Source organism: Lawsonibacter hominis (genome assembly GCF_014287895.1).
Taxonomy (GTDB): Bacteria; Bacillota; Clostridia; order Oscillospirales; family Oscillospiraceae; genus Lawsonibacter_A; species Lawsonibacter_A hominis.
Genome location: NZ_JACOPP010000001.1, coordinates 151,031 through 177,035 on the forward strand (window position 1 = coordinate 151,031; position 26,005 = coordinate 177,035).

22 protein-coding genes are annotated in these 26,005 nt (G+C 52.0%); 3 read left to right on the forward strand and 19 right to left on the reverse strand.

All coding sequences use genetic code 11. From position 1 onward, the window contains the following. Window positions 1-40: 40 nt before the first annotated feature. Together H8S57_RS00805 and H8S57_RS00810 are read left to right on the forward strand one after the other, a co-directional pair. Window positions 41-1,792: an ABC transporter ATP-binding protein gene (locus H8S57_RS00805; protein ID WP_186906173.1), complete on the forward strand. Its 1,752-nt coding sequence runs from the start codon at window positions 41-43 to the stop codon at window positions 1,790-1,792. Further along, the gene (locus tag H8S57_RS00810) at window positions 1,785-3,509 is read left to right on the forward strand and encodes an ABC transporter ATP-binding protein (RefSeq protein WP_186906174.1); all 1,725 of its coding nucleotides are present in this window, start codon (window positions 1,785-1,787) and stop codon (window positions 3,507-3,509) included. Before H8S57_RS00805 ends, H8S57_RS00810 begins: the two co-directional genes overlap by 8 nt. 104 nt (window positions 3,510-3,613) lie before the next feature. Here the strand turns inward: H8S57_RS00810 and H8S57_RS00815 are convergent, their stop codons facing one another. Next, window positions 3,614-4,153, reverse strand: a complete 540-nt coding sequence (locus tag H8S57_RS00815) for an SLOG family protein (RefSeq protein ID WP_186906175.1) — start codon at window positions 4,151-4,153, stop codon at window positions 3,614-3,616. A gap of 133 nt (window positions 4,154-4,286) precedes the next feature. Between H8S57_RS00815 and H8S57_RS00820 the strand changes: the two genes are divergently transcribed. Further along, window positions 4,287-4,622, forward strand: coding sequence for a helix-turn-helix domain-containing protein (locus H8S57_RS00820; protein ID WP_007713092.1), 336 nt, complete (start codon window positions 4,287-4,289; stop codon window positions 4,620-4,622). A 39-nt stretch (window positions 4,623-4,661) separates the two neighbouring features. On the opposite strand, the gene H8S57_RS00825 is transcribed toward H8S57_RS00820, so the two are convergent. From H8S57_RS00825 to H8S57_RS00910, 18 genes are all read right to left on the reverse strand, one after another. Beyond that, complete coding sequence (locus tag H8S57_RS00825) at window positions 4,662-5,090, reverse strand: hypothetical protein (protein ID WP_243204630.1); 429 nt, start codon at window positions 5,088-5,090, stop codon at window positions 4,662-4,664. A 5-nt stretch (window positions 5,091-5,095) separates the two neighbouring features. Continuing rightward, window positions 5,096-6,007, reverse strand: a complete 912-nt coding sequence (locus H8S57_RS00830) for a ParM/StbA family protein (protein ID WP_117777621.1) — start codon at window positions 6,005-6,007, stop codon at window positions 5,096-5,098. A gap of 176 nt (window positions 6,008-6,183) precedes the next feature. After that, entirely contained in the window at window positions 6,184-6,816 is a 633-nt protein-coding gene (locus tag H8S57_RS00835) for a hypothetical protein (protein WP_186906177.1), read from the reverse strand. 4 nt (window positions 6,817-6,820) lie between these two features. Beyond that, the gene (locus H8S57_RS00840; RefSeq protein ID WP_186906178.1) at window positions 6,821-9,286 is read right to left on the reverse strand and encodes a hypothetical protein; all 2,466 of its coding nucleotides are present in this window, start codon (window positions 9,284-9,286) and stop codon (window positions 6,821-6,823) included. Then, on the reverse strand, window positions 9,283-11,403 hold the full coding sequence (locus H8S57_RS00845) for a hypothetical protein (RefSeq protein ID WP_186906179.1): 2,121 nt from the start codon (window positions 11,401-11,403) through the stop codon (window positions 9,283-9,285). Before H8S57_RS00845 ends, H8S57_RS00840 begins: the two co-directional genes overlap by 4 nt. A gap of 20 nt (window positions 11,404-11,423) precedes the next feature. Continuing rightward, complete coding sequence (locus tag H8S57_RS00850) at window positions 11,424-11,648, reverse strand: hypothetical protein (RefSeq protein ID WP_040411900.1); 225 nt, start codon at window positions 11,646-11,648, stop codon at window positions 11,424-11,426. Between the two features lie 76 nt (window positions 11,649-11,724). Then, entirely contained in the window at window positions 11,725-13,743 is a 2,019-nt protein-coding gene (gene ligA / locus H8S57_RS00855) for an NAD-dependent DNA ligase LigA (protein WP_186906180.1), read from the reverse strand. Continuing rightward, the gene (locus H8S57_RS00860) at window positions 13,743-14,063 is read right to left on the reverse strand and encodes a hypothetical protein (RefSeq protein ID WP_186906181.1); all 321 of its coding nucleotides are present in this window, start codon (window positions 14,061-14,063) and stop codon (window positions 13,743-13,745) included. The genes ligA and H8S57_RS00860 overlap by 1 nt, the downstream gene beginning before the upstream one ends. Next, complete coding sequence (locus H8S57_RS00865; protein WP_186906182.1) at window positions 14,060-14,284, reverse strand: hypothetical protein; 225 nt, start codon at window positions 14,282-14,284, stop codon at window positions 14,060-14,062. Before H8S57_RS00865 ends, H8S57_RS00860 begins: the two co-directional genes overlap by 4 nt. A 13-nt stretch (window positions 14,285-14,297) precedes the next feature. Further along, window positions 14,298-14,780 carry a hypothetical protein gene (locus tag H8S57_RS00870; protein WP_186906183.1) on the reverse strand — a complete coding sequence of 161 codons (483 nt, stop codon included), beginning with the start codon at window positions 14,778-14,780 and terminating at the stop codon, window positions 14,298-14,300. A gap of 65 nt (window positions 14,781-14,845) precedes the next feature. Next, on the reverse strand, window positions 14,846-17,038 hold the full coding sequence (locus tag H8S57_RS00875; protein WP_243204631.1) for a PcfJ domain-containing protein: 2,193 nt from the start codon (window positions 17,036-17,038) through the stop codon (window positions 14,846-14,848). Window positions 17,039-17,044: 6 nt separating this feature from the next. Further along, window positions 17,045-17,587: a DUF7666 domain-containing protein gene (locus tag H8S57_RS00880; RefSeq protein WP_186906185.1), complete on the reverse strand. Its 543-nt coding sequence runs from the start codon at window positions 17,585-17,587 to the stop codon at window positions 17,045-17,047. Window positions 17,588-17,598: 11 nt separating this feature from the next. Next, the gene (locus H8S57_RS00885; RefSeq protein WP_243204632.1) at window positions 17,599-18,561 is read right to left on the reverse strand and encodes a Cas9 inhibitor AcrIIA9 family protein; all 963 of its coding nucleotides are present in this window, start codon (window positions 18,559-18,561) and stop codon (window positions 17,599-17,601) included. Window positions 18,562-18,633: 72 nt separating this feature from the next. Further along, on the reverse strand, window positions 18,634-18,897 hold the full coding sequence (locus H8S57_RS00890; RefSeq protein ID WP_007713144.1) for a ribosomal-processing cysteine protease Prp: 264 nt from the start codon (window positions 18,895-18,897) through the stop codon (window positions 18,634-18,636). After that, a complete protein-coding gene (locus tag H8S57_RS00895) occupies window positions 18,894-20,672 on the reverse strand; it encodes a YodL domain-containing protein (protein ID WP_186906187.1) in 1,779 nt (592 codons plus the stop codon). The genes H8S57_RS00890 and H8S57_RS00895 overlap by 4 nt, the downstream gene beginning before the upstream one ends. A 38-nt stretch (window positions 20,673-20,710) precedes the next feature. Further along, a complete protein-coding gene (locus H8S57_RS00900; protein WP_186906188.1) occupies window positions 20,711-21,730 on the reverse strand; it encodes a hypothetical protein in 1,020 nt (339 codons plus the stop codon). Between the two features lie 69 nt (window positions 21,731-21,799). Continuing rightward, entirely contained in the window at window positions 21,800-24,073 is a 2,274-nt protein-coding gene (gene recD2, locus H8S57_RS00905) for an SF1B family DNA helicase RecD2 (RefSeq protein ID WP_186906189.1), read from the reverse strand. 16 nt (window positions 24,074-24,089) lie between these two features. Beyond that, on the reverse strand, window positions 24,090-25,253 hold the full coding sequence (locus H8S57_RS00910; RefSeq protein WP_369807577.1) for a YqaJ viral recombinase family nuclease: 1,164 nt from the start codon (window positions 25,251-25,253) through the stop codon (window positions 24,090-24,092). Between the last annotated feature and the right edge of the window lie 752 nt (window positions 25,254-26,005).

Genomic DNA, 26,005 nt, shown 5'->3' on the forward strand with positions numbered 1-26,005 from the left:
TACCCTCCTTGTATTTTTTGTGCCTGAAAGGAGGCTGGTTATGAAGTCGAAAGAACCGGGAACGATTCGGCAGCTATTCGCTTTCGTGGGAGAGAGCAACGGTAAAATGCGCCTCTCCATCTTCCTGGCTGTCTTGGGAGAACTGTTTGGCATGGGGCCATTTCTAATGGTGGCTGTCCTCGCGGACGCCTTGTACCAGGGGACTGCAACGCCCACGCTGGTATTGTTTCTCTGTGGAGGCGCCGCAGTTTGCCAGATCATAAAAATGCTGCTTACCTGGCGGTCCTCCCTGATGTCCCACAAAACTTCTTTTACCATACTAAAAAATATCCGGGAGGCTATTACCGACCGGATGGCGAAGGTCCCCATGGGCATCATGCTGGAAACACCCACAGGGGCTTTCAAGAATCTGATCGTGGACAATGTGGCAAAGTTGGAGGATTCCATGGCCCATTTCATGCCGGAACTGCCCTCCAACATCGCTGCGCCCCTATGCAGTATTCTTCTGATCTTCCTGCTGGACTGGCGGATGGGGCTGGCCGCACTGGTGACAATTCCGCTGGGCACCCTCTTTTTTGCCGCCATGATGCGGGGATATGGGCCCCGCATGGAGAACTACATGCGATCTGCCAACGAGATGAACAGTACTCTGGTGGAGTATGTCAACGGCATTCAGGTCATCAAGGCGTTCAACCGGTCTGCAGCTTCCTATGGAAAGTATGCCGATTCTGTCCGCTATTTCCACGATTCCACCATGGCATGGTGGAGCCAGTGCTGGCTTTGGAACGCGGCGGCCCGGGCGGTCCTCCCTTCTACGCTTCTGGGGACCCTTCCAGTGGGAGCGTGGCTCTACATGGAGGGAAGTCTTTCTCTCCCTGTCTTTCTGGTGGCCTTGGTGGTGCCTCTGGGGTTTATTGCGCCGCTGATGAAGGTCTCCGAGGCTATGGAGCAGGTCAGCATGATCAAGGGCAACCTAGAACAGGTCACCACTTTTTTGAAAACCCCGGAGCTTGTCCGCCCCACAGAGCCTGCGGAGCTTGGGGATCGGTGCTATCAATTTGAGGATGTCCATTTTGCTTACAATGAATCCGAAGTTCTCCACGGTATCTCATTCCAGACACAGCCCGGTACCATGACCGCCATTGTTGGGGCATCCGGCTCCGGGAAGTCTACGATTGCCAAGCTGATGGCCGGCTTTTGGGATGTAACCTCCGGTACAGTACGCTTTGGCGGGCAGGATATTCGCAACATTCCGTTTGGACAACTCATGGATGAAATCAGCTATGTAGCCCAGGACAATTTTCTCTTTGACAAATCCATTCGGGAAAACATCCGCATGGGAATCCCTGATGCCAGCGACGGGGAAGTAGAGGCTGCAGCCAAGGCTGCCAACTGCCACGACTTTATCATGCAGTTAGAGCAGGGCTATGATACCATGGCTGGCGATGCCGGGGACCGTCTCTCCGGCGGAGAACGGCAGCGCATCACCATTGCGCGGGCCATACTCAAGCAGGCGTCCGTCATCATTTTGGACGAGGCGACCGCCTATGCCGACCCCGAGAACGAGGCGCTGATCCAGCAGGCTATCAGCAAGCTGGTGGCGGGAAAGTCTCTGATTGTCGTGGCCCACCGGCTGAATACGATACGCAATGCCGACCAGATATTGGTTGTTGCCAATGGAGAGATTGTGGGCCGGGGCATCCAGAAGGAGCTTCTGCAGAACTGTCCCCTTTACCGAAAGATGTGGCAAGACTACGCCGGCTCTATAGAAGGAGGCACAGAAGATGTTTGAAATGATTCGCCGTGTCTTTAAGATTGCAGGAAATAGCCGGGGAAAGATTGTTGCAGGCATCGTCTACAACATTCTGAAATCGTTCTTCAACGGTTTTATGATGTTCGGTGTATTCTGGATTTTGCTCCATTTGGATGGACTCTCTCCGGTCGTCATCGGGCAGTCTTTTGGCGTAATTATGTGTAGTGTACTGGGCCGCTTCTTTTTCCAGTGGATGTATGATCGTACCATGAGCGGGTCTGGCTATGACATTTTCCGGGATTACCGTCTGGAGATTGGGGATCGGCTGAAGCAGGCACCCATGGGATATTTCTCAGAACAAAATCTGGGCACCATTCAGGCCATGCTCACCACTACGATTTCCGACCTGGAGGGGTACTCCATGTTGGCTATTGAGCAGATGACCAGCGGTGTGGCTATGGCTGTACTGATGTCCGTGATGATGTTCCTTTTTAGCCCGGTAATTGCGGGATTGAGCCTTGTGGGGCTGGCACTTGGGATGCTGGTCCTGCGTTGGGTGAGGCTTCGCGCCGCCCAATATGCTCCCATTTACCAGGAGGCACAGGAGCATCTGGTCGGTAAGGTGATGGAATACATACGGGGTATTTCGGTGTTGCGTTCTTTCTCTAAAGGTGAAGAAGGACAGCGGGAAGTCCGCGCTGCGTTTCAGAAAAAATGGGACGCGGACTACGGCCAGGAAAAGGCTACGGCTGGCGTCCTCCGTTTCTATGGATTGACCTTTAAGCTCATGAGCTGTGTGCTGATTGCGGCGGCGGCTCTGCTGTATCTGGCGGGGCAGATCAGCCTGCCTTATTGCCTGACTTTCTTGTTCTGCGCTTTCACAGTCTATTCCGACTTAGAGACGATGGGCAACAGTGCCTTTCTGAGCAAGAAGATCAATACGGAATTGGATCGGCTGGAGGAGGTCACCGACATTCCAAAGATGGATACCAACTCGGAGAAACTGGTTGTGTCCCACTATGATATTTCTCTGGAACATATCTCATTTGGCTATGGGGACCGCCGGGTGATTCATGACATTTCGCTGGAAATCCCGGAGCACACCACCTGTGCGATTGTGGGTCCCTCCGGCAGCGGCAAGACCACACTCTGCAATCTAATCGCCCGCTTTTGGGATGTGCAGGAGGGGATAGTACGAATTGGCGGGAAAAATGTGAGAAACTATACCGCAGACAGTGTGCTGGAACACATCAGCATGGTCTTTCAGAATGTATATCTCTTTCATGATTCTGTGGAAAATAACATCCGGTTTGGACGGTCAGAAGCTACCCATGAGGAGGTGGTAGCGGCCGCAAAACGAGCCTGTTGTCACGACTTTATTTTGACCCTTCCAGATGGGTACGATACGATTATCGGGGAAGGTGGCTCCACCTTCTCAGGAGGTGAAAAGCAACGCATTTCCATAGCCAGAGCTATTTTGAAAGATGCGCCTATCATCATTCTGGATGAAGCCACCTCCAGCGTCGACCCGGAGAATGAGCAAGCCCTCTTGTCCGCAATTCAGGAGCTGACAAAGGATAAGACTCTAATTTCTATCGCTCACCGCCTGAGTACCGTTCGGAATGCTGACCAGATTATTGTAATAGACCATGGACGGATTATTCAAAGAGGAACACACGAGGAATTATTGTCAATAGACGGAATGTATCGAAGATTTTTATCTCTGCGCACAGAAGCTGCTGGATGGCATCTATAATGGATAGCACACTATAAAGGATGGCTGTGGTGGTCTTAGTTCCACCACAGCCATCCTTTTTACTTCTTATAGTAATAGTCATATCTATTTGCGATATACTTTTATTAACCTATTCTACTAATTTTCCCCGTATTTGGATGAATCAGCACAAGCGGCAGTCTGCGGGTCTTTGCAATCCGCATTGCTACCCGTATGCTACCCGCTCCCTGCGGATCATTATTATACACTGCCACCAAGCAGTCGGCGCATTGCACCATGTAAACTGTGCGCTCTTTATACCCCTGCGCTCCCACTCCCCTGCTACCCATTACAAATTGGTCGCAGTTCTCCTTTAGGCGATGCAACCTTTCACGACTTTTGGGGTCCCATCGTTCGTCATGACCTGGAAAGGGATACACAAGCACAATTTTCAATTCCGGGCATTCTTCCTGCCATCGCATTTCCAACAGGATCTCACCGGCCCATAGATCGACACCAAGTGCTCCACCGACATAGTACCGACGTACTCCACGCCGATACAGTTCCATAAAAACATCATGCAACCGCTTCTTCAGACGCTTGCACGAAGTCATATATTCTTGATATTTGAATTTAAACTGCGTAGGCCGTTGACTAACAACAGCACACGAATAAAACTTGTCCATCTCATCTCCTCCTTTTTCAATAGTACAGTAATATAGCTCATTATACCTGCTATGGCTGAATAAGTTCAACTATGGCCGCTTAATTTTTTGTGTTATGGCGGATAAAATATAGCTATAGCATGGAGGGCTGCCAATGGGTGAATTATTAAAAGAGATGGGCCAGCGAATGCTGGATCGCCGCAAACAACTGAGATTAACACAAGAAACTCTGGCTAAAATGGCACATGTAACCCCGCAAACTATTTCAACTGCCGAACTGGGAACAAAAGCCATGCGGCCTGAAACTATACTGAATGTCTGTGAAGCATTGGACATCAGCACAGACTACTTACTGCGCGGTCGGGTCATAGAAGACGATGCACGCCTGCTTCATCAAAAGATTTCTTCATTGACACCCAGCCAGTACCGCCATCTGGAAGATATTATTGACAGTTATATTGCTGCCATTCAAGAACAGAAAGAGGTATAGGATGAGGCTTTATCTGTCTCCCCTATACCTCTTTCTTTATTATCTACGGAATGCAGCCATTGTACTGGCTATCAGGTAGCGGGTCACATCATCAATCTCCGGCGCTTCTCCCACTTCCGGTATATACTCTGGCTTCTGCGCCTGTACATTGGATGTCGAAGCCGCTTTCCCTTCTTCCATTCGGCAGATGCCCGAGGCAGGAGCAGGCTTTTCGGTTTGTCCTGTCTCTTGCCGCATGATCTCATGTACAATGGCTTCGATGGCGGCTCTGTCAATGACCGGAGCCATCGCTTTCAAAGGCTGTGGGTCATCTGCAAAATTCGCATTATAGTATGTGATTGCGTTGGCAATATACTGGGATTTGCTATGAGGAGGCTGAAGTTCCAACAGTTCAACGGCAGCCCGCTGTACGGGGTCGCCAATATTGAACCGCAGAGAAAATCGCCCCCGTTCCTTTTTGGCCGCCATACCCATCACCTACCCGCCGTTTCCAGTCGATAGAGGTATTCAAAACCGGCCGCATTGGCATTGATGTTCGTGACGAACAGCGGCGTCCCCACCTTACCAGAAGCTTCAATCTGCCGGCGCAACAGGATTGCGCCGCCGCCCACAAAGACCACCTTACTGTAGCGAAGATCCAGCATCCGCTCCCGGAGCGTACTGAACAGGTCGTTTACAAATTCCTGTGCCAGCCGCTCCACCAAGCGCACGGCTTCAGCCGGATACGAGGTCTTCCTGCCAGCAAGAATTGCATCCACATCGCTTTCATCCAGCAGCAGATCCAGTTCCGAGTTTCCTCTGGACCTGATCTTATTGTAGAGCAGAATCACGCCGTTTTCCAGCGAATCGCAGGAGGTAAGATCAGCTTTTCCGTTTTTCAAAAGAAGATAATCCGCCGTGAAACCGCCGATATCCAGCACCACCGCTTTCGGGTCATCCATGAGCGTGTGAAGCATGGTTGCCGCCGCCGCGTACGCCTGAGGGTAGCAAACCACATCGGTAATGCGGATGGCGTAAGGCTTATCCCGGTACACGAATTCCACGATTCCATCTCTCTTGAAATAATCGGTAAACTTTTTTGCCTGGGCGCCAAAATGTGCCGGCGGCAATCCTACCGGCAGCTGGATATTGTAGAGTTCCTGCTTACCGATTTGACGCGCCTCCAATTCCTCTGCGATAGCAATCAGCGTAAGTACAAAGAAGCGATCATCTTCCGTCTTGTCCTTCCGGAACGGGATGCGCTCGTTGGAAAGCGTGTAGTAATTTCCCCGGTATTGCAGGCTCTGGCCAAAGGGTTTTGTAATGCTCTGCTGCAGGCCGGAAACAAACGGGCTGCAGTGGACGGTTTTGATTTGCTTGTTGCCATGATCGACACCAATCAACATAGGTAGTTGCCTCCTTTTTTGCTTTATACATATCCTTTACGCCTGGATGACGCCTTTCTCAACAGGAGGACAAAAAAACACAAAGCCTATACCATGGTAAAACAACGATACCGCCGGAGAAGAATTTTTTCTTCTCCGGCGGTATCGCATCCATCCGATGTAAATCAATATATATTTTATGTGTGTACGCTGTATCGAGCCTTTGCTATGTCTTCTATTCCATGCAGGATGACGGCGCCACAGATTCCTCTGCCATAAGGCGTATACTCCTCAAAAAAGAAGCTGTACGGCTGGCTGTCATCATAGAGGACGATCTTTTCCGTACCGCGCCACTGGAAATGCTGTTCCAGGATCTTTCCCAATTTGTGACGCAGAAGCCGGCACCCGGTAACCTCCTGGAGATTTTTCCGGCAGCGGAATTCATATCGTCGTGTTACCAGTTCCGGGATGGAGAGCTGGCGCCACTCGGCACCATCCATATCCTCTCCCGCCCCTGCAAAAGCGCGGAATGGCTCATAGGGAAGCCGCACATTCTCTTTCCAGCCATGCACCCTGTCATTGCCATCTTCCTGAAGCCATGTGAACCGGATCTCCAGAATCTGCGTACCATCCGGCACCTTTGTCAGCCGCAGACTGGCAAAGGAACCGCAATCACTCGTCAGTACCCTTTTATTCGGCTCCTGCTCCAACTTTTGCAGTTCGCTGCGCAGGATGGCAAACCGATGCGGGGACTTTTTCTCCCATGAAATGGTGCGAATATAAAGCAGTTCCTTGTCGCACCGCACTTTTATCATAGTTCGGTCATTCATATGTTCATTCCTCCTTTTCAGGAAGCGCCCCTGCGGTATGCAGGGCCGCCCGTTCTACCCAAAATGCACCTTCCACATATTTTTCTTTGCGGGAGGTCGTTGCTGCGCCGCCCAGGGAATCGAGATACTGCTGCCCGTTCTTAGATTTAGAGATATACACATAAAACGGGCTGCTGACATACTGATCCCGTGCATAACAGTTGACATACCTCCTTGCCAGAACAGAGACTGCCCCCAGCTCCGCAGCCTTCTGCGTTGCCAGAGCGACGGCCATCTCCATGACCTCCTGCTGCTCATCGTCATTGATGCCGGAGGTGTAAATGCGCTCCAGAAACAGCACCAGCTTCTCACTGACAATATGACCGCTCTCGGTTGAGTTCCCTCCGGCCAAATCAGCAAAAGAAAGCATCAGTTCTGTTGGCTTTTGAAACGCCCCTTTCGTCAGGCGAATGCAGGCGCGGGCCACGATTTCATCACCTTTTCTGATCAGGATGATTTTCTTGTTGGAATCAAAAGCCGCCAGCAGGCACTCGCGTTGGCTCCCCGTTCGATAAGACAAGCAGGTGCTATAGGGCAGCTCGCCTATCTGAATGGTGTGGTAGAAATCATCCGCTTCCTCGGCAATAAACTTGCCTCGATCCAACGCAAGGTTCTTTTGCCATGCGGTCTCCTGCTGCTCACTGATTGGGTGGTTTATTTCCCGGCGCAGATCGTCTGCGAAATATTTCAGCACATAGAACCGGCCCATGAGTTCAGCCTGCACGATTCTTCTGAGTGCCTCGATAGCCGCATCGTTTCCCTGCAGGTAGTTATATAGCGGAGTCACCAGGCTACTGCCTCCTCGAAGCAGGAAGTCTGTGATACAATTTTGGTTCTGTTTCACAAACTCGTCTGAAATGGAGAGGCTTTCTTTCAACTGGGCCCAATCCATATCCGTGGTCAGGACAGAGGCGCGAACCTGCGGCCAATTTTCACACCCGGCAAGCAATGGCAGGTTTCTGGCCGTAAAGACCGCATCCGTTTCCGTCTGGAGATCTGGGACAAAGGGGCAAAGCTGGGTGTAATGAAACAGCATTTGCATAGCTGTCCGCCTCGTCAGCCCGCGAATATGTCCGAATCGCTTCCGATACCATTCGCTGAACGGTTGCTCCAGCAGGCATTGAGCCAGCTGAGTCAGTTGCTCATCCTCCGTGTATCGGCTGACCAGATCCCGCTTGAGTAGCTGGCGAAGCGTGAGCATACGCTGGTCTACCGGGATCGGGGTCAGCTTTGCATACAGACGGACATAGATTTGGTCCTGCTGCCACAGCAGCCGCATCTCTTCAAAGGTGTATTGCTGTCCTTCCTCCAGGCACTCAAAATAGCTGTCTGTGCGCTTTGCAGCATCGCAATCCTGCAAATTCTTTTCTGACAGGGAATTGAGATTGCAGTGCTCACAAAAGCAATCTTCAAACAGGAGCGCATAGCGGCTCAGAGAAAGGAAAATCTCACTGTTCTGATCCACCAACTGTAAAAAGTGCTTTTTCCTGTGTTCCACCGCATAGACAAGGATTGGAAACTGATACGAGCGGATCGCGTCAAAATCCAGATGGAGGCAACCGGAATACAGCGCATTCAGGTAACTGACCTGGTTGCACAAGATTTCCTCACGCTGTTCTTTGTTCAGCGGTGCTTCCTGTCTGATGAACCAGTTCAGGTCATACTGTCCCGCACGGTTTTCAAACCAGCGTTGGAAAAAGATACTCAAATCGTCCGCATCATGTTCAAAGACCTCCAGCAGCTGGCGGAACTTCCCGATATCGGTCTCCCGCAGCCATTGAAGCGCTTTCAGCCGGCCAGAATCAAGAAACACGGTCACGCCCTGCTGGTACAGCAGGCCGAGGATCTTCTGCAGCGGTGTACTCTGCTCCAGAAGTACCAGCGTCTCTTTTTCGTTGCTATGCCAGTTGAACAGGCAGGCACCAAGAAATGGAAAGCGCATCATGTCCCGCTGATGTGCGGTCAGTGAAGAAAGGCCTTTCCAATCTGCAACAGGAAAAAGCCAGAGATTATCCAGAATAGCTTTTTCCTCTTCTTCGTACTTGACATAGGGCAAATAGTATTTCAAATACTCAAAAGTCAGCGCCGTTGGAACATTCAAAGACGCTGCCTCCAGTACCTGTTCCGTCGGATACTGTGTCAGGCTCTCATGGCAGTCATCTGCCGATTTGAGCATCGGTTCGATCCTGTCATCCTCGATCTCACAGGTACACAAAGCATGGTACAAATCTGCGAACTCACCGCATTCAACCAGTTTCCGCTGAATTTGGGAGCTCCTGTTTTTCTTCAGCCGCGCCTGCAGTTCCAGCCGTTCGACCTTTTCGCACGCCCCGTCCAACTCGTTCTCAGAAAACAAGCCCGTTAGGCTCAGCATCAGGCCGTCAGTTTCCATGCGGCCCAGCAGAGACAAATGTTTCATCGTATTGGTCATGCTGCTGCACCTCCTTCGATCATGTTTTTCACCATATCCAATAGTTCTTGTTTTGGCCTGGTCTCGTACTTTGCCAGCATTCCGCACAGCACAAAGAAATTCTGTGTGTCTATCGGCGTCAGTTCTTGCACACAGCCGGCAGGCCATTCCAACAGTTTTTCATAGACCATATTCATGGCTTGCTGTTTATCTTCTTTGTAATAATACTTGTCTGCAAATTGAACCAAAGACATCGCACTTCCGTTATAGATCTGTTCCAACTTTTCCTTTCTTTTCAAAAATTCCTGTTGCTTTTGCAGCATCTGCTCCTGCTCTTTTTTCTCTGCAGCGGCTTTTCGGTCGGCTTCAAGTTCTTTTTTGGAATAGAACCGCTTTTTCAGGCAGTTGCCATCATAGCCTCCGCTGTTGCCCCGGGCAATCAGCTGCCGCAGGACAGAGGCCAGGGTGGGCCTGTCGTAGAGCCGCTGAATCGTCGGGTCCTTCAGTGCGCTCCAGACAAATGCCGTATAGTGTTCCGGCTCCATTTGAAAAAACGAAGAGTCCACCCATTCGTAGAGCTTTCGGTGCTCCTCTGGGCCAAGGAAAGGCCGGGCAATTATGGTGCGAAAATTTTCGTTTCCGTAACCACCAGTATTCTCGCAGAAAGATCGGTGAAAATAGAACCGATCTCCGAAAATCTCCTGCAGCTGTGTAAATCTGTATTGGTTCAGTAACTTTTCGACAAACCGATAGCATTTCCAGCTGGAAATACGCAGGGCATAGTCCCGAAGAAGCTTCAAAGGGTATGCGTATTCACCCTCCGCTCGGTGTTTCTCAAAAAAAGCCCACAGATCGATTTTCTTCGTTTCCACCAGAAGGGTAAACGCCTCCTCGGTGTGCTGCCGAAAGCAAGTGAAATACTCCATGTAGTCGGCACCGGTCAGTTGCTTATACCGGGCAAGCCACTGTCCAGTAGTTGCCGATCCAAGCGAGCGAAGCATTTGCATCGTGAACAATTCCAAATAGGTGTCCCGCTTTAACTCGACTGCCAGACAGTCATACTGCGGATCAAACACATCGAACCGATAATTAAATGACTGCTTGATGTTTTGGTTCATCCAAAGGATAGTTTTGGGGGAAGACGGTGAAAGGCTTGAATTTACAGCCGCCCACAAATCCCGATTGCCCTCATATTTGATGGAGAAATCCTTGTAGCGGGTAAATAGCCAGCCAACATATCCATAGAGCGAATCCGGCAATGCTTCCGGGCAGTTGAGCAACATCTTGCAGCACGCCGCCGCAAGTTTCTCGGCAGGAATGCTGTTAGAGGATAGCCGATAAGAAATTCTATCCATCCACATTGCGAGTGAGTTTGCCAGAATGATTTCATCTGCTCCGTACCCAGCTGCGGTCAAAACTGCAAACTCCCGGCTGTCCTGTTTCATATTCATACAAGGAAGCTTTACCAGTGTTCGCAATACAAGATCTGCCTTTGACCGGCAGGCCTTCACCTGCTCAGTGTATGTGCGGATAAACCACTCCAGCACACCACAGTTAAAAGCCAGCGGCATCGTCCGCTCCGGACCAAACAACCGGAGCAGCTGTGCGTGCATCACCTGATATCCTTCCTCCCGGTCATCAAACAGAGAAAGGACAAACAAGGCTTCTTCTGTCTTGGTGTATTCCGTCTTTGCCAGGGCATCCAACAGGGCACGCTGGCGCACAGTATCTTCCTCCAGATGATACAGAGCACCGCTCAGGTACACATCCCCATCAGCAATTCGCCGGATTTTCTGGAGAAAGCCACTACGCTGACTGCCCACAAACATCTGGTCTGCGTGGAGTGTGCGTGTAACGGCAAGTGCCAGTGCCAATGCACGGACAATACGGATATCTGTGCCCAACTTTTCCTCAAACCGCTCCAGCACCTCTCCAGGATAGCGCAGGCTATACTGCTCAAAATAGATAGAGACATCCACATCTTGCTGCCAAATCTGGGCAGCTTCAATCTGGCGATAGTGCATCCTTGCCTTGTCGTCCTGAGAAGTCTGTACCACCAGTTCGGCAAAAGCATGATACAATGTCAGATCAATGGCTTTCTGATAGGCCGCGTATGCCGGCATAATTTCTTGATTCACAGTTGTCCCTCCTTTCGTGATTACCTGGGCCAGTGGCCCCCAGTGGAGTAGTTCCATTCGATGGTTCCATCGTCGTACTGGAGAATTCCATGCGCCTGCAGGCTCCAGCCATCGCGCACTCGCGTGAAGAGCGCTGTCGTTTCACACGGCCGGATTGCTTCGGCAACACTGGTGCAACGATATTCACTGCCGTTGCGATTGGTATAAGTCTGGTTCACGATTGGCGTAATATAGGTTCTATCCATATCAATTCCTCCATAAAAACAGGAGGAGAGCGCCGATTTTTGGCACTCTCCCTGTTGTTATTGACTGGCCGGGTGTTCAGGCCACGCCTGCCATACGGAAAAATTCCTGCGGTTCCAGCACAGGGATACCCAGCTCCCGCGCCTTGGACAGTTTGCTGCCGGCCTTCTCGCCGCAGACCAGATAGTGGGTCTTACGGGTCACCGAGCTGCCAGCAATCGCCCCCAGCGAGGCGATCAGGCTGTTCATCTCATCGCGGGTGTAGGGTTCCACCTTTCCGGTCACCACAATGGTTTTCCCGGCAAAGGGATTGTCCTGCGTGTTGTTTTTCGCAACCGGCTGCACCGGCTTCTGGATCATCATCATCTGCAATTCCTCCCAAATACAGAAATTTTCTTCTTTGCTGAACCACTCATGAATATTATTGTGCAGCGTATCTCCAAAGTCCGGGAGCTGCCGGAAGTCGTACCCGGCATAAACGGCATCCCGGAACTCGTCCAGATTACCGTGGAATACCTGGCAAAGAACGCCGCTGGCGGTGTTGCCGATCATGGGGATGTCCATAGCAATTACATACCGCTCAAAGGTCGTATTCCGGCTCTGCTGAATAGCACTCCAAAGGCGCTGCCAGGATCTTTCTCCAAAGCCGTCCATACGCACCAGCTCGTCTTTATGCTGATCCAACCGGTAGATGTCCAGATAGCTGTGAATCCAGCCCCGGCCAATCAATTTTTCCAGCGTTGCTTCGGACAGTCCCTCAATATTCATCGCCTTTTTGCCGACAAAATGGACAAACTGCTTGAGCTTTCTCGTCTCGCAGCCAGCATTGTCGCAGAACAGCGTCTTGATCGTGCGTTCCTCGCCGTTCTCATTGCGCCCTCTGGTTTCGTGGATACGGGTGGGTTCCCCGCAGCAAGGGCACCGGTGAGGGTATGCGCTTTCCAGCACAAAGCCGCCGCGGTCCAGATTGTCTTCCACATGAGGAATGATGAGATTCCTTTTCGATACCAAAATGCGGTTTCCCGGCATCAGCTCCAGATCTTCAATAAAGGAAAGATTGTGCAGGCTCGCTCTGGACACCTCACAGCCATCGATTTCCACCGGCGCAAAGACTGCGACCGGGGCAATCTCGCCGGTGCGTCCGGGCGTCCATTCAATCATCTGAAGCTTTGTTTCAAACAGATCATCCTCAAATTTGAACGCCAGTCCGTCCTTATAGTGGTGGCCTGTACGCCCGCAGCTTTTGGCGAAGGCCACATCATTGTAGGTGACAACGATGCCGTCGATAGGAATATCCTTGTCTCTGGCATACTGCTGCAGCTGCTTGATTCCATCCTCCGCCTCTGCCTGCGTCAGCGTTCGCTTGGTCACCAGATACTTGCAGGGGGTAAATCCCAGCGCAGAGAGCTCTTTCAGCCGCTCCGACTTGCGCGGCAGGTTTTCAAATCCCTCCAGCACAGTGAACGGCATGAACATCAGACGCCGCTCCATACAGGTCTTGGCATCCAGCAGGCGTACCGAGCCAGCCGCCAGATTGCGTCCGTTTTTGTAGGTCTCTCCGTTATTGTCCACCAGCGAGGCCTTCAGCTGTTCAAAATCGCTGGGTCGAATGAATGCCTCTCCAGTGATCACCAGACGATCTTCATATCGGATATGCGCAGGTATGCCGCCAATGGCGCGGGTATTGTGGGTCACGATTTCGCCCACTTCCCCATCGCCTCGGGTAGCAGCTTCCAGCAATTCGCCACCCTCATAGGTTAACTTGATGGTGAGCCCGTCCAGTTTGAGCATGAACATCACTTGATGCTCGCCCATGAAGCGGCACACCTCCACAATGTTTTTTTCCTTATCCAGCGACAGCAGCGGGATTGGATGGTTGGTTTTCTCCAGCTTGCTGATTGCCGGATACCCCACCGTACTGGTAGGAGAGTTCGCCATCTGGATGCCCGTCTGCCGCTCCAGGTCTTGAAGTTCCTCAAACAGCCGATCATAGACAGCATCACTGATGTTGGGCGCATTGAGATTGTAATACTCATGGCGATAACGGTTGAGCCGGGCAGTCAGATCCTGCTGTTTCCTTATCAATTCCTGATTCATCACGCTACCTCCTCATTCAGTACACAAAACGCAATGATCAGCGTTTCTTTTCTGTTGCCGCCGTAGGTGAACGAACTGCACACACCATTTTCAAATGTCCAGGTGCTGGCCGGCCCCCACCAGAGCATGGCGCCGCGGCCATTATTGCCGGCATCGATCTTGTCAGCCGGCTGATTCAACACCTTCGTGCAAAATCCATTTGAGGTAATCCATGTGACCTCACGCAGTTGATTGATGCACTCCGTTCGGCGATGATCAACGATTTGCAGACGGATTCCGGGCCGCAGCGCGCGTTTCAGCTGATTCAAATTTTCGATCATGCGACATTCTCCTTACTGTTCCGTTTTTCCTTGATAGCGTAGCGGCCAAAATTCAATTCATGGATAATGCGTTGGATCACTTCGTCATCATCCCATGCGGCAAAAAGAGAAGTCCGCTCCGGCCCTTCCCCCACATGGACACTCATCTGTCCACCATAGATCTGCATCAACACATCCGTGCATTGGGCACAGACGATTGACAAATTTCCAAGCTGTTTCATAATTTCTCCTTGTTCACACAACATGCAGCCAAACCATGACATGACGGCGAAGGTCTGCAGTCGCATAATGCTTTCTGATATTGACGGGACGGTAGTGCCCATCCAAATCGCATTCAACGCTTTGCTCCACTCGGCCTTTATCCCGGGCCAGTTCTTCACGAACCGCCTGCAAAATACATAGGCGAGTTTTCAATGTGTCGCTTTCTCTGCAACGAAGCGAAGGGCAATACACATATTCGTGCGGGTTCTCTTTGAGCATGAAGCCATAGGTCATATACTGACGGCATTTACGCTCCCGCTCCCGTTCGATGTGCTTCACATAGTCCACGGCGCTTTTAACCCCCTCTGTCAAACAGAGGTATCCCATCTTCTGGCGCTGTTCATCGGACAGAGAAATCTCATCCTTCTTCTGCCCCGGCAACCCCTTATAGATGTGGAAGCTCTCGGGAGCATAACGATAACCGCGGATGTTGTACTCAAATTTCAATTTGCTCAATGTAAAACCCCTTTCTTAAATGAATGGCCGAACGCCCCAAGGGACGCCCGGCCATTGAACCTGTCTCACGCGGCTGCAGGGAGTGCCTGCGGCTGTATGACTTCCGTATTTTCCATTAAGTCGGCCAACAACACATCTGCCAGCAGACGGCCAGCCAGATGCCCGGTGTGAATAATCACACGGTCTTTCTGCATCTGGATAAATTCCTCCTTCCGCAGCTCACGGCTCCGTTCGGCCAGCTTCAGGTCGCGGCCGGTAAGACGGGTTGCTATGACCTTCTGCCACTTCAGCAGGAATTCCGTTGCCTGTTCGATGTCCTCATATTGGCGGTCAAACAGGGTGCGTTTCTGCCTCACAGTACCATCCGGCTCAATTTCAAGCGTGTAATAGGGGTCTTCCGGTTCATCCGTCCGACGAAGGAACATGATGAAGCTCTCCCGGCGCTCGATGCGCTCATAATACCGCTCACCACTTCCGTCATTCCCGACGCAATGGTGGAGCATACGCCCCTCTTTGATGATGGCAAAGATGTTTTGGGGCGCAAGCACCGTGTAGTCGCCATCGCTGTAGGCATATTTTTTCTGCAGCTCCATGCAGATGTCGTTGACATGGGGATATTTCGCCGCCATTTTCGATGCCTGCTCCTCCAGACTCCCAGCTTCACTCTGAAGGACCAGTTCATCGTGCCGCTGGCGCAGTTTGCGCACACGGTAGACGATTTCATCACTGGTGTCATAGTGCAGCCGTTCTGCCATAGCAAGGTAGTCCTGCCAGGTGGTCAGCGCCTGCTGGCAGCTGCCATCAAAATACTCTTTTTGCCGTTCCAGATAATTTCTGATCTGTACCAGGCTCATGCGGTCTGCGATAAAGACCAGGTCCCTGGGACTGATCCGTTCTTTTTTGCTCCAACACAGCATTTCATCCGTGATACACTGTCCGGTCCGCTTCTCAAGCTGCAACCAGGCCAAAGTCTCTGCGTCTCCGTCCAACTGGCGCAGGCGGCGGAATTTGGGCGTATCCAGACCAAGAGCTCGAATCAACCCTGGCTCGTTCGGATGCAGAACCAATTTCCGCACACGATCACAGGAGTTGAAGCACTCGTCGGTCAGCCGCGGCAGTCCAGCCTTCCAGATCTGCTCCATCTGGGGAAGTTTTTCCCATACCGCCAAGTATTTTTCAGGATCAGTGATTGGATGGCTTCGTATCCACTCAACCAAGCCGGTCTGGCGAAGTTCTTTTTTCCCCAGGCTAGGCAAAGTCTTTCCATACACCCGACCAGACTGATTCCAGCTATAGTTGTAATAGCAGGGGCTTCCCTCGATCCAGCGCACTTCTCTTTGGCAGTACATTCCCCAGAAATAGGAACGGATCTCTCCGCTGCGGTCGTAAATCGAACGCCGGAACTCATGCCAATAAGGTTCGCTATGAGGAAGAATGTGTTTCCGGTAGGTCCTGTTCGCCCAGAATTCTCGGATGACAAACCCATCCTTACACCGCTGGATGAGGTAAGCATAATGCCTCTGCGTCTGAAAATAGCCAGTGCGGCCCAGCGCCTTGAAAACAACGGGATGCCGACAGCAGATGCAACGCCCCTCTTTGTTGTGGTAGGGATGCCCAGAAATGGGCACCTCCTTCCCGCAGAAGGTGCAGTAGCCGATCTTGGCGCCGCCGCGCTTGTACTGGTAAAATATAAAATTTTCTCGCACGGCCACCTTGTCAGCCCAACGGCCCCAGTCTTTCGGCAATTTCGGCACTTGAGCAAGATCTTTGTCCCACGGGTCGGTGATCCGCTTATGACGCCGCTCCAGCTGTTCTTCCCTCACTTTTCTTTGAAAATCGAGGATGCCGGAGTATCCGCCCCGTTCGCTGGAAAAATACCGTTGCACCATATCCGAGTCTTCTGTGCCAACCCAGCAAACAGCATCATAATCCTGTCCAGACCATTCCAGTCTGTCCAGCTTGGCGTCTCTCCACTTCTTATCCAAATAGTCGTAGGTAAGGAACTGGCGCTTCTTTTTATCAAGAAACACCTCATAGGCGGGATTGTCCCCATCCAATCGAAGATAATCCGGCAGATAAAGCGCCGCCTTCAAAATGCCGTTCTGAACCATGCAATTCATATAGCATTTATACTTGCGACGAATGCGGGTATAACCGGAGTAGGTTCTAACTTTTTCCGGCTCGTCCTCAAGAGCCACCTTTTTCATTTCCGGCGATGCCGTCAGTTTCGGCATCCCCAGAAGAATAGATTTCTTCAATTCATTTCACCGTCCTTTTTTTTCAAGATCGGCTCCATACCACTCATTGGGTCGGAGTTTCTTCCCATCGATGGTCGCCACCACGATCTTCTGGATGCAGCCGGTGACCGGATCTTCCTTGGCAAACGCAAGCACATCACCTTTCCGGCTGCCTTGTGCAACAGGGTCAACACCACGCACAACAGCGTACCCACAACATGCCACAGCTTTGTCCTTCTTCACATGGCTGTTCCATTTCCGCTTCGGATGATCGGCCATAAACGCAAGGCCAAGGGTGAAAAGTTCTTCCTTGGTCAGCCGCCTAAGAACCGTCAATTCAGTGCAGGAAATCTTTGAGTCAAATTCGTCCTCATCAATGTCGCCTCCGGCGTTGACAATATAGTATTCCGAGTGATCCGCATCACCGTAATAACTCAGGCAGTCCAGTGGGTCTTCCGCACAATGGAAACCGTTTTTGCGGCAGTTGGCTTCTTCGGTCATGTTCAATCCCATCTGAAACTGATAGCCGATACAAACCATGCCAGGATGAAACCCTTTGTACGCGATCATGCGCTACCTCCTTAACCAGCTTTTGCCACGCTGAAATCCAGCAAAGACATCTGGCCATCAGCAGAAGGTTTCTTTTCCGGCGCCGGCTTTGGTTCCGGCTTCTTCTTTTCGGCGGGTTTCTTTTCCGCTTTCTTTTTCTTGCCGGTATTCCCGGTGGTCTTGCCAATATAGGGCTTCGGCACAAACTTTTCCTCCTGCTCCTGGTCCTCCTTGGCATCCGGGTCGCGGAAATAATCTTCCGCCCACTGGTAGCACAAATCGTCTGGAATATCGCAGCCATAGCCTTGGCCGCCCTGTCCGGGCTGGATACCATTGGCTTTCAGCTCGTCCTGAACATAGTCCCACGCCTTCCGGCTGATGTACTGGAAGCAATGGATCATGGTTTTCTTCGGGTGCATGGTGAGCCGGGCAAAAGCCGGATCATCCAGGCAGAGCGTCTGGATATACTCCGAAACGCACTCCTTCATGTTCCGACGGGTCAACTTTTCTACATCCTTGCTGACACGCTGCATGGAGGCGGATACCACTTCATCATCGCTCATGGCGGCAAGGTGATCCATCTGCTCCTGCAGGGCCCGCTTTTTCTCCGCCTGCTTGGCCTCCCATTCAGCCTTGCGTTTTGCTTCGGCAGTTTCATGCTCGGCACGACGCTTTTCTTCATCGGCATCCTTGGATGCGCCATTTCCGGCGGGCACATCTGTTTTGATGTCATCCACATCGTCACATCCGCCATTCTCTTCCACGGGGTCATCCTCCGGCGCTTCCATCATCTCAGTAGAAACGGAGGATGCCGCATCAGAACCAGGCTGGGGTGCAGCTTGGTTCAGGGGCTGGACAGACGAACGGATGACCGGAGGCACCGGCAGTTCGTCAAAGCTTTCCTCTTCCTCAAAGGCATTTTCGCCCGTGAGTGCAGCAGCCGACGGTTTGCGTCCCTCCTGCATATTCAGCGACATCTCTGAAAAATATCCCATAGTAATCTCCTTTCTGTAAACGAAAAACGGCATGGACGGGCCAAAGCCCATTCCATGCCATCGTTACCTGTATCACAGCACATAGAGCAAAGTGCTGAAGCTGTCAAAGCAGTAGCAGACCACATTGGGGTACTGCTCCGCCCATTCTTTGATTTGTTCCTGTACTGCCTGCGCCACCAGCTGTGCCGAAATATTCCAGGGCGGCGGAACTGTCACCGTGAAATATCCCTGTTCTATGTTGGGGCGAACATCCGCATTCAGCTGAACGCATTGCTCCAAAAGCGCCTCCAACTGTCCCTTCTTCGTTCCTTTTACAACAACCATCGATCTGCTCATGCTCCTCCCGAAACCTTCTTTTTGGCGAGCATCGGAGAAAATTTCACCTGCTGAAACTGTGTATCTCCGTTCACATAGTAGTAAATTCGTTTCATGGGATACTCCAGTTCCACAACATCGGAAAGCGACATTGGCCGTCCGTTGCAACCCTCCGGTAATTCCACGCTGAGTTCTGAAAACAGGCGCTGCAATATCTCGGTATCGCTTTGGCCTGTAGGACAATAGATTTCTCCCGTCCAGACCATGCGATATTGAGCCGCAGGCGGCTGCTCATAGCCGGCCTTTTTTACCGCTTCCATACCCTTGAACGCAAACGGAATCGCTTTCCGCTCGTCCAGTTCCAGCTGGTAGAGCACAAATCGCTGACTCCTGCGCTGGGGTTCCAGAAGGACGCCAAGCGCCTCCCGGCCATGGCGCAGAAATGTTTCATGCTCTTCCCGGGTCAGGCCCAGATATTCGGTCAAACCGATGTTACTCTCCGCCCGGTGCTGCCATTGCTCGGTACAGTCCTCAATATGCGCCAACTCACACCAGCCATTGAGGTACTGTTCTTTGAATGTCTTTCTTTCCAACTCCTTTCTTCGCTGATTTTCCCGGCGCAAGGCAAGCTGCCAATCATCAAATCCCTTATAGTTGGGGTTCCAGGTCAGCCGCCTGCAATTCATTCCGTACTTTCGGGCTGTCAGATAGATTTTTGATGCTCCCGCCATGGTCATTTGGTTATTGTACTTGTCCATATCGTGGGCTTCGATGATCTCCTCTGTACCGCTCTGCGCCAGAAGGGCAAATAATGGGTCCAGCGGACTTGTGTTATTGGCTCCGGCAATCGCAGCAAAGGTGCGTCCAGTCAAACAGTGGGATATGTCGGCTTTCAGCAACCCCTCAATGACATACACCACACGGGCAGACGGATCACCAACCAGGTGTACCGGGCTTCCCGATGAAGCGCCGTCTCTCTTGGAAGAAGAAGAGAACCAGATGTATTTGGCGCCAGCTTTTTCCGGCGGGTCATCTTTGTCCTTCAGTGGCACATCCAGCATGATTTGAAACCCCTGTAATCTGCCGTCAAAACCAACGGCTGGAATCAAGATTCCAGATGTTTTTTTATAAAAGGCCATGGTCCAGTAGCCGCAGTCATCGCGGTAGAACCCCGGGACACCTTCCACCTTACAGCCCATCTGTATCAGACGCGCTGTAATAGATCGGCACAAAAAGGGCGGCGGGGTGCTCTTAAAGCCCAGCGATTCGATTTGTTCATCAGATAACCCACGCTTTGGTGACCGAAGATGCTCCCTATGAGCCGGTCGCAGTGTAAGCTGGACCAACAGCAGGGATAGCGTCTGGTGGATCTCCGCAGGACTTGCTTTCTCTGACTGCGGCACAGTTTTTCGCTCGGAAGTAGAATGACGGCCGGCGTCAGCCCGGGCCCCCGAAAACGAGGACCCGGTGCTGACCGCCAGCTTAGGAGCTTCATTCCCGGAGCGTATATGTTCTTCATGGCAGTTGTCGCACAAAGCTTCTGCTATTTCCCAATAAGCGTCCGAGGTCGTCGTATTGTTGAGCCGTGCATACAGCCCAAGCATTCCGCCATGCTCGCCGCAGTAATTGCAGCGCCACACATTTTTGACGAAATTGACATTCATTTTTCCCCGGCGATCACCGCAGAACGGGCAATCCACATAGACACTATTTGACTGCTGGCGCCTGACACGCAGGCGCAACAGTTCCACGACATCCATGATATTGAACGGAAATTCATCCGGGTATGAGCCCATCTGTCATTCCTCCCTTTGTACCCTCGCTGGGGTTCATATCAGCCAGCCTTCTGGAGAGAATCGAGCACCAGCTGGGCGGCAGCGCGCACCAGATTGTTCTTGCTTTTGCCCGGAATGAGATAAAAGCGCAGATTGACCGGGCGTTTCTCTGCCACCTGCGCGATCGTCATGCCACGGCAGATACCATCATCCACAACGACCTGTCTGGCCTGTTCCAGCGTCATCACCTGCAGAAGCTCTTCCACAGGAGTATTCTGCGTGTAGTCGGGAGCCTCGTCCTGCGCAGGCGCATCGTTGCCCTTGGGTTCGATTCGCATCTCAGCCTTTTGGTTGGGCAGCGGCAGTTCATCCGTCTGCTCCACGGCTCCCGGCTCAGCGGTAGCCATCACAGTATCCGTGGGCACCACTTTCTCCGCCTTAACAGGCTCCACCGGCAGCCGCTGTTCCACCGACTCTACAGGCGGGGCCGTCACAGCCGTTTCCGGGGCCACAGGTGCCCTCTGCTGCGTTTTATGGCCGTTGGAAGGGAAATCACCCACGTCGGGCGCAGCGGGCTTCTGAGGGGTGCAGGCAGGCGTCTGCCGCGGTTCCGTACGCTCCACCTGAATAGGTGCAGCCTCAGCCGCCTTTTTCTCAGTGGCATCGGCTTTCTTTTGCCCAACGGCGTCCTGTGCGTCGGCACTGATGAGCTGAATACCGAAGCCGGCATCCGTGAGCGCCTGGCTCAAAGCCTCATTCTGGGCGCCTCGGATAAAGTCCCGGTTGTCCTGAAGCTGCTGTTGGGCCACGCTCATGCTGAAAGGCTCAGCATCGCTGCGATCCAAGAACACACGGGCCTCGAAAATCGCCATCTGCTCGGTGATCCGCAGCGCCGTCACGCGCATACGCCCGTTGGGATGGGCCATGCGGAACCACAGCTTCTGATAGGGCAGATCCAGCCTCATACTGTCCTTGGTGCGGCGGAGGAACTTGAGCGGGTCAAAGTCCGGCACCTTGTTCAACTCTGCTACGGCGGGTACGGCCTCATACATGGTTTTGGCATTGCTGCTTTCGTTCATTTTGCAAACTCCTTCCTGTTAAATAAAATAGGAGACGCACTGTGCTTTTTCTGCACTTTACGTCCCTTTTTAACCTGCGTGTTTCAATTCTTTTTTCGCTTCGTTCGGGAGCGGGATGCCGGCGCGTCTGGCATAGGCCTTAAAATACATGCCAATGCGTGCGCCCAGCAGCGTATTTCGCTTGCTGATCTCGTTGCGGTGAATCGCCATGAACAGCACCTGCTTCTGTCCAATCAGCACCACACGCTTTTTAGCACGGGTGATTCCGGTATAGAGCAGGTTGCGGTAGAGCATGATGCTATGCGCTTTCAAAAGCGGCATGATAACCGTTTCATACTCAGAACCCATAGACTTATGGATGGTGGTGGCATAGGCAAGGTCCAGGTTGACCATATCCTCTACGCTGTATTCCAGTTCTCGACCAACTCCAAAATCGAGGCCCACACGCTTTCCGTTCTCACCGTCTTTGATATAACGGATAAAACCCAGATCGCCATTGGATACCTTTGCGGTATTCTTGGTCTGCATAATACGGTCATTGACCCGGAAAACTTTGACGCCGATTTTGATCTCGTCTTCGGCGGAGCGAAACGGGTTGACCACTTCACGGATTGCCTCATTGAGCTGTTCCGCCGATGCCGCACCTTCTGAGCGGAAGGGCGACAGAATCTGCACCCGGTCGATGCCGCTTTCCTCAATCTCTCTGCAATAACGGGAGATAATCCGCTCGGCGGCATCCGCCTGGTTATCGCTCGCCATGAACATGAAATCCGGCCCATAGTACAGCTTGGTATTGCCCTCGTTGATAAACTTGGCATTGTAGGCTATCAGACTGTCTTTGGACTGGCGAAAAATCTGATCCAGCACAGTGACAGGCACCAACTTGCAGTCAATCAACTCACGGAACACATTTCCGGCTCCCACGCTGGGAAGCTGGTCCGGGTCGCCTACAAGCACGATTCGTGCCCCGTCCTTGATACGAGAGAAGAATTTATCTGCCAACCACATATCCACCATGGAAAACTCGTCCACGATGATCAGGTCAGCCGACAACGGTTCCTGCTGTTTGGTTCGGTTGACATCGTCCTCTTCGCTGCCGAGACCCAAACCGCTGTGAAGTGTCCGGGCCATATCAAAGCCGGTGCTCTCTGCCATACGGCGGCTCGCTCTGCCCGTCGGTGCCATCAAGACGATTTGGCCGTCAGGGTGCAGCCGGCGGTATACCTCCAAGATCGTTTTCAGAACCGTCGTTTTGCCGGTACCGGGAGAGCCTGTGATAATGGAAAGATTGTGGCGGTACGCCGCATAGACGGCAGACTCCTGTTTGGAGGACAACACCACGCCCATCTCACGCTTGACCCGTTCCAGTACCCGCTCGATCCGCTCCGGTTCCGACGGCTCCACCAACCGCATGGCAATGCGGCGGGCGGTCTCGTCCTCCTGTGCAAACACCCGGGGCAGATAGATGTTATCCTTGACTGCCACCACTTCTCCTTTGAGAATCATGTCCTGCAGCACATCTGCGACTTCCTTCGCCTGAAGGCGAAGTGCCGGCACAGGAATCTTGTTGTTGAGCAGCCGAAGTGCCTCTTTCTGCAGGGTTTCCCCGGGCAAGAACAGGTGCCCTTTGGAGCCTTTGCCATCTTCCAGCGCCCAGAACAGTGCTCCTTTGACCCGCATGGGGTCATGAAGGTCACCGCCGTTCTTCTGAACAATGGCATCTACGCGCAAAAAGCCGAATCCGGATATCTGGCACAGTTCGAACGGACTCTTTTTCAAGATGTCCACACTGGCTGGCCCGAAATACTGATAGATCTTGAGCGCCGTTTTCGGCGTGATCTTGAACGGGGAGAGCAGAACCAAAAGATCCTGCAGCATCCGGCTCTCCGCATAGGAGGTCTTAATCTCCTCCAGTTTGCTTTCCGTGATACCCTTGATTTCCAAAAGCCGTTCCGGCCGCTTCTGCAGAATGTCCAGCGTGTCCTCTCCAAATCGGGATACGATCAGCGTAGCGGTCGCAGGTCCGATGCCTTTGATAAGGCCCGATGCCAGATACCCCTCCACACCGCTTTTGGTCCGAGGGACGATCTGGCGCCACTGCTCCACCTGAAACTGCATACCATACTTGCCCTGCTTCCATTCGCCGTCCAGTTCCAGCTCCACCGCATCCGTGCGGGGCAGTTCATAGCCGGTCGCCACGAAGCGGATCAGATGGTCTCTGTACCGGCGGGTAGAACGGGCCTCCAGCGGCACCTCTTTGTCAGCAGTCTTCACACTGATAATGCAGAACCGATTTGCCGGGTTGTGATAAATCGTCCCGTCATAAGTTCCTTTATGGATCACTTCTTTTTTCCCTCCTTTAAGCCGCCTTGGTATCAGCTTTCACACTGAACCGGCGAAACTCCGAGATCGTGACATACTGCTCATAGATATCAGGATGGTCCAGTTTCAACCGGTCCAGATTGTCTTTGTCGATGTTAGGCTTCCGCACCGGATTGTAGGTGACCGTATAATTTACGCCGTCCTGCTGGCAAATGGCTTTGCAGCTCTTGCCCATTTCGGCAATCAATGCTCCTTTCAGCCGTTGCATATCCGCATCGATTTCCTTGCTGTTCTTTTCAGCACGTTTCTTTTCTTCTTGGAGCTGGAGATACCGCATCAGCTTGGCAGTCAGAGAATAATCAAAGGTCACCACAGGGGCGTCCTTATCCGCAGGACCCGTATGCCGGCGCACGCTTTCAATTACAAGATCGCCCTCCTCGGTATAGGGCGGCGGTGTTTTGGCAAGGACATAGTTCTCCCAGAAATGTTGTTCCAAGAAAATCATCTCATCCTCATAAGCCTCGTCGCGGCGAATCTCACGAATGATGGTTTCTTCCTCGTTGTTGCCGTACAGACAGCAGAAGAAGCAGCGATCCACATTCATAACGGCCATGTAATGGCGCCCCTGGGTTTCGTAGTAGACCGGAACAGTTTCTTCCCCGTTCAGCCACCAGTGATCCTTGGCATTGTAGTTCGTGGTTTTGATTTCCAGAATTGCGGTCGTACCATCCGGAAGTTCCACAAAGTAGTCCACATCCGCCAGCATCCAGGGATACTTGGGGTGCTGGAACATCTTCTTGACCTGATATATCTTGTAGCCGGTCCGATGCTGGAAAATTTTCGCCACTAGCGGCTCCAGCAGATGCCCCATTTCCAGAGCAACCCAGTTTTCTTCGTTGTCCTCAACCGCTGCAATATTCAGCTTGTCGTAGTACAGGTCACGGGCCGTCCGCCAGGGTGATATACCCAGCAGCGCAGCCACATCACTGCCACCAATTCCTTTTCGCCGATAAGCGAGCCATTCCTTTTCGGATAAGCCTGCGGTCTCGACCAGTACCTGCGGTTGATGCGCTTCCTTCAATGCCGCACAGCTATCCGGCATACTCAGCACCCCCTCCTCGTCGGGCGAGGAACGACATGCGCCTTCATTACCGGGCACCGCCTCTTGATGGGCTGCTGCAGTTTCTTGAACTGCCTCCAACTCTCGTTCAATTTTTTCTCTTTCACCATGATGTCATGGTTCAGCATTTTCGTGTTCATTTGCATACCTGCCTTTCTGATTTTTGATATATCCTCAAAGCCGTTTCCGGCATTTGGGCAAAAAAATAAGCGAGGTTGACTGCGGCATACGCCTGCTGTCCACAGCAACCTGTGAACCAAAGTCATCCTCGCCAATAGGGAATGGGCATTCCCTGAAAATAGAAAAAGCCAGTAATATACCGACCCATACGGGCGCAGTAATACTACTGGCACAAGTACAATCTTAACTGCGTGTGCAATGCGGGCTTTTGGCCTGCGGTACAGAACTTATGTCTGTATCCCATACGGGAAGCGCACAAAAATCAATTACAAAGCAAGTTTAGCACAATATATAGTATTAGTCAAGTATTGTTGTCTACATATAGCGTCTTAATTGTTTCTTCGTATCTGTCTGAGAATAAAAAATAGGAATCTGCAGAATTCAACTCGTTCCGTCCCTATATATAAAGCGTATAGACATGGCGTGTGGTTCCACTGCCTGTCTGTTCGCCTTTTGTACCTTGACAACCCCCATAACCTTTTCCATTGGAGTTATACAGGGGTCGTGGATAGTGTGTGATGACTGCATGGAGCACGCCCACGACTGAAATGCTGCACAGCAGTTGCCTGAAAATACGCGGCGGAAAAACCCGGCGCAGGAAATGGCCTTTGGAAGAGACCTGATACTTCCCGATAAATTTGAATGACTTCATT

What these genes read in the sequence shown, in the direction of transcription:
- H8S57_RS00815 (WP_186906175.1), bottom strand. Translation starts at nt 4,153, where the DNA reads ATGGACAAGTTTTATTCGTGTGCTGTTGTTAGTCAACGGCCTACGCAG.
- H8S57_RS00835 (WP_186906177.1), bottom strand. Translation starts at nt 6,816, where the DNA reads ATGAATGACCGAACTATGATAAAAGTGCGGTGCGACAAGGAACTGCTT.
- H8S57_RS00810 (WP_186906174.1), top strand. Translation starts at nt 1,785, where the DNA reads ATGTTTGAAATGATTCGCCGTGTCTTTAAGATTGCAGGAAATAGCCGG.
- H8S57_RS00805 (WP_186906173.1), top strand. Translation starts at nt 41, where the DNA reads ATGAAGTCGAAAGAACCGGGAACGATTCGGCAGCTATTCGCTTTCGTG.
- H8S57_RS00865 (WP_186906182.1), bottom strand. Translation starts at nt 14,284, where the DNA reads ATGAAACAGCTTGGAAATTTGTCAATCGTCTGTGCCCAATGCACGGAT.
- H8S57_RS00860 (WP_186906181.1), bottom strand. Translation starts at nt 14,063, where the DNA reads ATGATCGAAAATTTGAATCAGCTGAAACGCGCGCTGCGGCCCGGAATC.
- H8S57_RS00830 (WP_117777621.1), bottom strand. Translation starts at nt 6,007, where the DNA reads ATGTTGATTGGTGTCGATCATGGCAACAAGCAAATCAAAACCGTCCAC.
- H8S57_RS00820 (WP_007713092.1), top strand. Translation starts at nt 4,287, where the DNA reads ATGGGTGAATTATTAAAAGAGATGGGCCAGCGAATGCTGGATCGCCGC.
- H8S57_RS00885 (WP_243204632.1), bottom strand. Translation starts at nt 18,561, where the DNA reads ATGGGATATTTTTCAGAGATGTCGCTGAATATGCAGGAGGGACGCAAA.
- H8S57_RS00840 (WP_186906178.1), bottom strand. Translation starts at nt 9,286, where the DNA reads ATGACCAATACGATGAAACATTTGTCTCTGCTGGGCCGCATGGAAACT.
- H8S57_RS00890 (WP_007713144.1), bottom strand. Translation starts at nt 18,897, where the DNA reads ATGAGCAGATCGATGGTTGTTGTAAAAGGAACGAAGAAGGGACAGTTG.
- ligA (WP_186906180.1), bottom strand. Translation starts at nt 13,743, where the DNA reads ATGAATCAGGAATTGATAAGGAAACAGCAGGATCTGACTGCCCGGCTC.
- H8S57_RS00880 (WP_186906185.1), bottom strand. Translation starts at nt 17,587, where the DNA reads ATGATCGCGTACAAAGGGTTTCATCCTGGCATGGTTTGTATCGGCTAT.
- H8S57_RS00825 (WP_243204630.1), bottom strand. Translation starts at nt 5,090, where the DNA reads ATGGCGGCCAAAAAGGAACGGGGGCGATTTTCTCTGCGGTTCAATATT.
- H8S57_RS00895 (WP_186906187.1), bottom strand. Translation starts at nt 20,672, where the DNA reads ATGGGCTCATACCCGGATGAATTTCCGTTCAATATCATGGATGTCGTG.
- H8S57_RS00850 (WP_040411900.1), bottom strand. Translation starts at nt 11,648, where the DNA reads ATGGATAGAACCTATATTACGCCAATCGTGAACCAGACTTATACCAAT.
- H8S57_RS00900 (WP_186906188.1), bottom strand. Translation starts at nt 21,730, where the DNA reads ATGAACGAAAGCAGCAATGCCAAAACCATGTATGAGGCCGTACCCGCC.